Here is a 7,329-nt window from a genome sequence, read left to right on the forward strand (position 1 = left end):
GGCGCAGCCGCAGCGGGCCGTCCTGCTCCGGGAACAGGGCCGTGCCCGTCCCCGCGGCGGCGGGCAGCACCCAGAGCCGGTACTCGTCGACCACGCCGGCGGCGATCAGGGCGCGCTGGAAGGAGTCGCCCGCGATCGCGAAGAGGTCCTTGCCCGGCTCGGCCTTGAGCCGCGCGATCTCCTCGGCCAGGTCGCCCGAGGCGATGCTCGACGCGCCCCACTCCTCGACCGAATCGAGCGTGCGGGAGAACACCACCTTCGGGATCGCGTTCATCGGCGCGGCGGACGGATGCTCGGCCACCGGCCAGAAGCCCTTCATCGCGTCGTAGGACGCCCGGCCCATGAGGAAGGCGCCGGCCTCCCACAGCTGCCGGACGTACTCGTCCTCCTGCGCCTCGTCGTCGATCGACTCCATGACGCCGCGCATCCCGTTCGTCGGCCCGACGCTCTTGCCGTCGATCGAGACGTAATAGCTCAGGATCAGCTTCCGCCCGCTCTCTGTCATGACCGCAGTCTGATCCATTTGCTTGTTTTTTGCAAGCAATAGTTCCGGATCGACGCCTTGCCCCTGGGGGCACGCCGGTTGACTCTCGGCGCGGGATCGGATCCGGATCGTTGAGGCCGCCCTGGCACCGGCACAGCATGGTTCCACGCCCCGCAGTCCGGCGGGGTCAGGGTCGAAGGAGTCCCAGAGTGTCCGATGATGTGACGATTGCCGATCCGGTCTCCGCGCCCGAGGACGGGCTGGACGAATGGCGCACCTATGACGAGTTCGCCGCGGGGATCGACACCTACCGTCTGCCGAACGTCGACCTGAGCGGCACCTCCCTGACGCTCGCGCTCGACGACGGCCAGACTCTCGCGCTGGACTTCGGCTCGCCGAAGGGCTCGGCCGACGGGCAGGTCGCCTGGTCGGGTCTCGGCGCCTCCGGCACGGATCCCTATGACGCGGTCGCCGTGCGCGACGACGTCGTCTTCGTGAACCTGCCGCTCGCCTCGCGCGAGCGCGAAGCCCTCACCGTCGTCTACTCCACGACGACCCATCGCGCCACCGTGGTCCGCTCGCGCATCGCCGCCGATGCCGTCGAGGGGACCCCGCAGGTCGGCCAGGAGTTCTGGTCCGCCACCACCGGCGCCGGCGAGCCCACGGGCGAGGTCCCTGGCCCCAGCCGCGACCTCATCGGCAAGCGCAACGTCTACCGGTACAGCCCGCACCACCTGTACGAGCACGTCTACGTCTCCAGCCAGCGCTACGCCTGGCAGTGCCTCGAGGGCGTGCAGCGCGGGCACGGCGACATGGACCTCTCCACCGTGTGGAAGTTCGCCGACGGCCTCTACCTGTTCTGCTTCCGCGAGTTCCGGATCGCGGTCGCGAGCGTCTGGCTGCACGACCTCGGCTACCAGCTGATGACGACCGGGATCTTCCTGGGCCTCAACGGCGAGGGCGCCTCCGAGCACTCCCGCGGCGGCGGCCACATCTATCCGCTCGGCTCGGTCGCCTACCCCGACGCCCAGCCTGTCTGACCTCCGCCGACCATCGTGAGCCGCCTCCCGCACGGCGTCCTCCCGAGATCAGGCGACCCTGCGACCTCTGAGGAGCACCCCGCCATGACCAACGCCGACATCATCCGAGCCCACTACGACGCCAGCGACCGCGGCGACGTCGACGGCATGATCGCGCCGCTCCGCGAGGACGTTCGCTGGACCGAAGCGGCGGGCTTCCCATACGCCGGCACGTACGTCGGCCCCGACGCCGTGGTCGAGAACGTGTTCTCCCGCCTCCAGGACGACTGGGACGACTACACGCTCGCCGTGGACGAGGTCGTCGACGGCGGCGACACCGTGATCGGCATCGGCACCTATTCCGGCACCTACAAGCGCACGGGGCGGTTCTTCGCCGCCCGCGTCGCGCACGTGTGGCGGCTCGAGGGCGGCCGGGTCGTCGCCTTCGAGCAGTTCACCGACACCGAGATGGTCTCCCGCGCGACCCGCGACTGACCGCCCCCGCGACCACACCGCCACACCACCACACAGCACCACACCACGCCACGCCACAGCACCACGCACCACGCCACCACACCAGGCAGCACCACGCACCACAGCACCGACCTGCACCACACCGCGGGGCCCGTCCCGCACCCGAGAAGACAGGAATCACATGAACAAGCGCATCACCGCCGCAGCAGCGCTGCTCGCCGCGGGCATGCTGGCCCTCGCCGGCTGCTCCGGCGACGGCGGCTCAGGATCCGGCTCCTCCGACCCGATCGTCGTCGGATCCGTCAACACCATCTCCGGACCGGCGACCTTCCCCGAGGCTTCCCAGGCGGCCAAGGCCGTGTTCGACAAGTTCAACGCCGACGGCGGCCTGAACGGGCGCAAGATCGACTACAAGGCGCTCGACGACAAGGGCGACCCCGCCACCGCCACCGCGAACGCCCGCGAGATCGTCGGATCCGACAACGCCGTCGCGATGATCGGCTCCGCGAGCCTCATCGAGTGCGACCTGAACAAGAAGTACTACGAGCAGGAGGGCATCCTCTCGATCCCCGGCATCGGCGTCGACACCGGCTGCTTCGACAGCAAGAGCATCTCGCCCGCCAACGTCGGCCCGTACAACGACATGACGCTGACCCTGCTGTACGGCTCCGAGCAGCTCAAGCTCGACAACATCTGCGTGCTGCTGGAGATCGCCGGATCCACCCGCCCGACCTACCAGGCCGCGATCGACAAGTGGACCAAGATCACCGGCAAGAAGCCGCTCTACGTCGACGACACCGTGCCCTACGGCGCGAGCGACTACACGCCCTACATCGTCAAGGCCAAGCAGGCCGGCTGCAAGGCGCTCGCGATCAACCCGGTCGAGCCGGACGCGATCGGCCAGGTCAAGGCGGCCAACGCGCAGGGCTGGAACGACGTGACCTGGCTGTACCTGACGAGCGTCTACAGCGAGAACTTCGCGAAGGCGATCGACAACGCCGGAGCGGGCATCTACGTCCCGGCCGAGTTCTACCCGTTCACCGAGGAGAACGACGTCAACAAGGACTGGCGTGACCTTATGACGAAGAACAACATCCCGCTGACCTCGTTCAGCCAGGGCGGATACCTCGCCGCGACGTACTTCATCGAGGCGCTCAAGTCCGTCAAGGGCGACATCACCCGGGAGTCCGTGTCCGCGGCGATCAAGAGCATGCCCGCCGTGCAGAACAAGATGATCGGCGACCCGTACAAGTTCGGCACCATCCCCACCGCGGGATGGCCCATCGAACTCAAGACCGGCACGCACGCCTGGCAGAAGGTCGCCGACGACTGGTACCGGATCCCCACCAAGTGATCATCCCCCGGGGTCGTTGAGCGAGCGCCACCTCCGGCGGCGCTCGCTCGACGACCCCGACTCAAGACGAAGGAACCACGATGATCGAAGGAGCCCTGGCGGGGCTCGCGGCCGGCGGCCTGTACGCCGTGCTCGGGGTCTGCCTCACCCTCATGGCCCGGCTGGTCCGGGTCGTCAACTTCGCCCAGGCGGCGACCGGCATGTTCGGCGGGTTCTGCGCCGTGTGGCTCGTCACCAAGGCGGGCATGCCGGTCTGGATCGGATCCGTCCTCGGCGTGCTGATCGGCGGAGTGCTGGCCGCCGCGATCGGCTGGATCGCCGCGACCTGGCTCTCGGAGGCCTCCACGACCACGCGCTCGGCGATGACGGTCGGGCCGCTGCTCCTGCTGATCTCGCTCTCGTTCATCCTCTTCGGCAACAAGCCGCAGCCGTTCACCCCGATCATCGCAGGGCCCGCGTTCTCGATCGGCGGCGTGGTGATCAGCCAGGTCACGGTGTGGACCGTGGGCATGGCCGTCGTCGTCGCGGTCGGGGTGCACGTCCTGCTCACCCGCACCCGGATCGGCACCCAGCTGCGCGCGCTCTCCGAGCGCCCGACCACGGCCGAGCTTCTCGGGATCCGCTCCCGCCCGCTCTCGATCGCGGTCTGGTTCGTGACCGGCGTGATCAGCGCGATCGCGATCGTGATCGTCGCCCCCTCGCAGTCCAACGACGCGACCAGCCTGTCGCTGCTCATCATCCCCGCTGCCGCGGCCGCGCTGCTCGGCGGCTTCAAGCGGCTCGGCCTGACGGTCGTCGGCGGCCTCGTGCTGGGCGTGCTCGGCGGACTCGTCGCGCAGATCAACGAGATCTCCCTCGTCCGCAACTTCCTCCCGTTCCTGTTCATCGTGGTCCTGCTGCTGTGGACCCAGCGCAAGGAGGTGTGGGATGCCGCACGCTGAGCCGCTCTCCCCCGCCCGTCCGTCCGTCCCTCTCCTGCAGAGGCCGGTGGTCCGCACCCTCTGGCCCTTCGTCGTAGGAGCGCTCGCGATCCTCGTCGGCCTCGTGCTCTCGAACGCCCTGCCGGGCTACTTCGTCTACCTCGCGATCAGCGCGGTCATCGCCGCGATCGCGATCATGGGCCTCGGCGTGGTGACCGGATCCGCCGGCATGATCGCCCTGTGCCAGCTCACCTTCGCGGCGATCGGCGCCTGGATCGTGGCGCTCATGAACATCTGGCACGCACCCGGCGGCTTCATCGTGTGGCTCGTGCTCGGCGCACTCGTCGCCGGCGTCGCAGGAATACTCGTGGGGCTGCCCGCCCTGCGCCTGCGCGGCGTGAACCTCGCCGTGGTCACGCTGGGCTTCGCCGCCGCCGCGGACGTCACGCTCGTGCAGATCCAGTTCCCCGGATCCGCCGAGGCCATCTCGATCGACCGCCCCGTGATGTTCTCGAACGACAAGAAGTTCTTCTTCCTGTCGATCATCGTCCTGGTGGTGTGCGCGCTGATCGTGTTCTTCCTGCAGCGCAGCCGGTGGGGCGCGAGCTGGAAGGCCGTCGCGTTCTCCGAGCGCGGCACGGCCGCGGCGGGCCAGAGCGTCCAGGTCGCCAAGCTCACCGCGTTCGCGGTCTCCGCCGCGCTCGGCGGTGTGGCGGGAGGCCTGCTCGCCGGTCAGGTGCAGCTGCCGTTCGCGGCGAGCTTCACGCCCCTGCAGTCGCTCGCGCTGTACGTGCTGGCGATCATGAGCGGAGCGCACCTCATCGACATGGCGGTGTTCGGCGGCATCCTCTGGGTGCTCGTTCCCGAACTCCTCAAGCGCTGGCACATCCCGCAGGACTGGGGCTTCGTGATCTTCGGCGTGCTGGGCGTGCAGGCGCTCACGAGCGGCACGAGCCTCGGCCAGGGGATCCGCAACCTCCTCTGGAAGCGGCAGGACCGCAGAACCGCGAACGCCGCCCTCACCGCACTGCCTCCGGACGCCTCCGACGACGCCGAGGAGGTCCGCACGACCACCACGGCCACGATGGATCCGGCCCTCCTGACCGGTGAGCCTGTGTTGACGGTGGAGCACCTGACCGTCGAGTTCGGCGCGCTGAAGGCGCTCGACGACGTGTCGTTCTCCGTGCCGGAGGCGTCGATCATGGGCCTCATCGGGCCGAACGGCGCGGGCAAATCGACCTTCGTCGATGCGATCAGCGGCTTCCTGCCCAAGCACGGCGGCCGCGTGCTGCTGGCCGGCCGCGACCTCGCGGGCCTCTCCCCCACGCGTCGCGCCCGGCTGGGGCTGCGCCGCACCTTCCAGCAGGACAGGGTGCCGCCGCTGCTCACGGTGGGCGGGTACGTGCGCTTCGTCGCCCGGCGCCGGCTGTCGGCGGCGGACATCGAGGAGACGCTCGCGTTCTTCGGCTGCCCGCCCGCGCGGGCGCGGCTGTCGAGCGTCGACGTCGGCACCCGCCGTCTGGTCGAGGTGGCCGCCGCCGTGCTGGCGGGGCCGCGTCTGCTGATCCTCGACGAGCCTGCCGCCGGGCTCTCGCACGACGAGCATCTGGCCCTCGCTGCCCGGCTGCGCGAGCTGCCGCAGCGCTACGGCGTCGCGCTCATCATCATCGAACACGACCTGGATCTGGTCCGCTCGGTGTGCCCGATGCTCACCGTGCTGAACTTCGGGCAGGTGCTCGCCACCGGCCCGCAGGACGAGGTGCTCGCGAACCCCGACGTCGTCAAGGCCTACATGGGAGAGACGGAGCTGCTGTCATGAGCGAACTGGTGCTGGACGGCGTCACCGTCAGCCGCGGCGCGGGGCCGGTGATCTCCGACGTGTCGCTCACCGTGCGCGGCGGCGAGGTGCTCGCCCTGGTCGGCCCCAACGGCGCGGGCAAGACCAGCCTCATCGAGTCGATCTCGGGCGTCGTCGGCCATTCCGCCGGCTCCCTCTCGCTCGACGGCGAGCGCATCGACCGGCTCTCCCGGGTGACGCGCGCACGCAAGGGCATCGTGCACATCGAGCAGGGCAGGGCGGTGTTCCCGTCGCTCACGGTGCGGGAGAACCTGTCGCTCACCGCACGGACGCCCGCCGAGCTCGAGGCGGCGCTCGCGCCCTTCCCTGAGCTGGAGAAGCGCATCGACTCCGCCACCGCGCTGCTGTCCGGCGGCGAGCAGCAGATGGTGGTGCTTGCGCGCGCGTTCGCCGCGAAGCCCAAGATCCTGCTCATCGACGAGATGTCGCTGGGGCTCGCCCCCGTCGTGTTCATGCGGCTGGTGCCGATCGTGCAGTCGATCGCCGAATCCGGCGTGGGGGTGCTGCTCGTGGAGCAGTTCACCCAGCTCGCCCTCGGCATCGCCCGCGAGGCCGTGGTCGTCGCGGGCGGGCGGGTGTCGTTCCAGGGCACCGCGGAGGATCTGCACGCGGATCCCCAGCTCCTCCACCGCGCCTACCTCGGCGGCTGACTCCGCCCGCTGTCTGCTCCCCGCGCCCTCCTGCGCCCTCCCTGCTCCCTCCCACTTCCGAGTCGTCCCCGTCAGCGCACGCCATAGGGTCCGCTGACGGGGACGACTCGAAGGTGGAGCGAGCGAGGCGGGGCGGGAGCGGCGGGGGTCAGGAGAAGGTGCGGCCGTTCCAGGCGAGCCAGCCGGCCTCGTGGCGGCCGGAGGGGTCGTGGTGCGTCCAGTGCACCGTGCCGCCCTTCTCGCTCCACTCGTAGTCGCCGCGGAAGTCGACCCTGTCGCCCGTGGCGAGCCCGTCGAGCCGCGGGGCGATGTCGATGTTGTGGGCCACGAGGATCGAGATCCCCGCGGGCGTCGTGAGGATGAACTTCTGGTGCCGCGAGCCGTCGTCGTCATCGGGCAGGATCCGGGACACGACGCCCGTGCCCTGCACCTCCACCCCGCTGCGCCGCCCCTCGAACAGCGCACGCACGGGATCGCCGGCCGATCCTGCCCCGGATCCGGCGGACCCGGCCACCCCGGATCCCGCGGTCGCGGAGGACGACGCGTCCACCGCCGCGGGGACGCCGGCGG

General features: G+C 70.1%; 8 protein-coding genes. 6 read left to right on the plus strand and 2 right to left on the minus strand.

The window, feature by feature from the left end; genetic code table 11:
* The coding region (locus B7X32_RS16310) for a dihydrofolate reductase family protein (protein ID WP_292721938.1) at positions 1-505 on the minus strand (505 nt) is incomplete at its 3' end.
* 188 nt (positions 506-693) lie between these two features.
* Here B7X32_RS16310 and B7X32_RS16315 point away from each other — a divergent pair.
* The 6 genes from B7X32_RS16315 (at position 694) to B7X32_RS16340 (ending at position 6,759) form a co-directional block, all read left to right on the plus strand.
* Positions 694-1,524, plus strand: coding sequence for a MoaF C-terminal domain-containing protein (locus B7X32_RS16315; protein ID WP_292721941.1), 831 nt, complete (start codon positions 694-696; stop codon positions 1,522-1,524).
* 84 nt (positions 1,525-1,608) lie between these two features.
* Complete coding sequence (locus B7X32_RS16320; protein WP_292721944.1) at positions 1,609-1,998, plus strand: nuclear transport factor 2 family protein; 390 nt, start codon at positions 1,609-1,611, stop codon at positions 1,996-1,998.
* 160 nt (positions 1,999-2,158) lie between these two features.
* On the plus strand, positions 2,159-3,331 hold the full coding sequence (locus B7X32_RS16325) for an ABC transporter substrate-binding protein (RefSeq protein WP_292721945.1): 1,173 nt from the start codon (positions 2,159-2,161) through the stop codon (positions 3,329-3,331).
* 80 nt (positions 3,332-3,411) lie between these two features.
* Positions 3,412-4,272, plus strand: a complete 861-nt coding sequence (locus B7X32_RS16330) for a branched-chain amino acid ABC transporter permease (RefSeq protein ID WP_292721947.1) — start codon at positions 3,412-3,414, stop codon at positions 4,270-4,272.
* A complete protein-coding gene (locus B7X32_RS16335) occupies positions 4,259-6,070 on the plus strand; it encodes an ATP-binding cassette domain-containing protein (RefSeq protein WP_292721950.1) in 1,812 nt (603 codons plus the stop codon). Before B7X32_RS16330 ends, B7X32_RS16335 begins: the two co-directional genes overlap by 14 nt.
* Positions 6,067-6,759 (plus strand): ATP-binding cassette domain-containing protein, encoded by a 693-nt coding sequence (locus B7X32_RS16340; protein ID WP_292721952.1) that lies wholly within the window; start codon positions 6,067-6,069, stop codon positions 6,757-6,759. The genes B7X32_RS16335 and B7X32_RS16340 overlap by 4 nt, the downstream gene beginning before the upstream one ends.
* A gap of 148 nt (positions 6,760-6,907) precedes the next feature.
* Here the strand turns inward: B7X32_RS16340 and B7X32_RS16345 are convergent.
* The coding region (locus B7X32_RS16345) for a DUF3465 domain-containing protein (protein WP_292721955.1) at positions 6,908-7,329 on the minus strand (422 nt) is incomplete at its 5' end.

This window comes from Microbacterium sp. 13-71-7 (assembly GCF_002257455.1).
In the GTDB taxonomy this organism is placed as follows: Bacteria; Actinomycetota; Actinomycetes; order Actinomycetales; family Microbacteriaceae; genus Microbacterium.

Bases quoted from the DNA above. Each gene is read 5' to 3' on its own strand.
- B7X32_RS16340 (WP_292721952.1), top strand. From the start codon at position 6,067: ATGAGCGAACTGGTGCTGGACGGCGTCACCGTCAGCCGCGGCGCGGGG.
- B7X32_RS16330 (WP_292721947.1), top strand. From the start codon at position 3,412: ATGATCGAAGGAGCCCTGGCGGGGCTCGCGGCCGGCGGCCTGTACGCC.
- B7X32_RS16335 (WP_292721950.1), top strand. From the start codon at position 4,259: ATGCCGCACGCTGAGCCGCTCTCCCCCGCCCGTCCGTCCGTCCCTCTC.
- B7X32_RS16325 (WP_292721945.1), top strand. From the start codon at position 2,159: ATGAACAAGCGCATCACCGCCGCAGCAGCGCTGCTCGCCGCGGGCATG.
- B7X32_RS16320 (WP_292721944.1), top strand. From the start codon at position 1,609: ATGACCAACGCCGACATCATCCGAGCCCACTACGACGCCAGCGACCGC.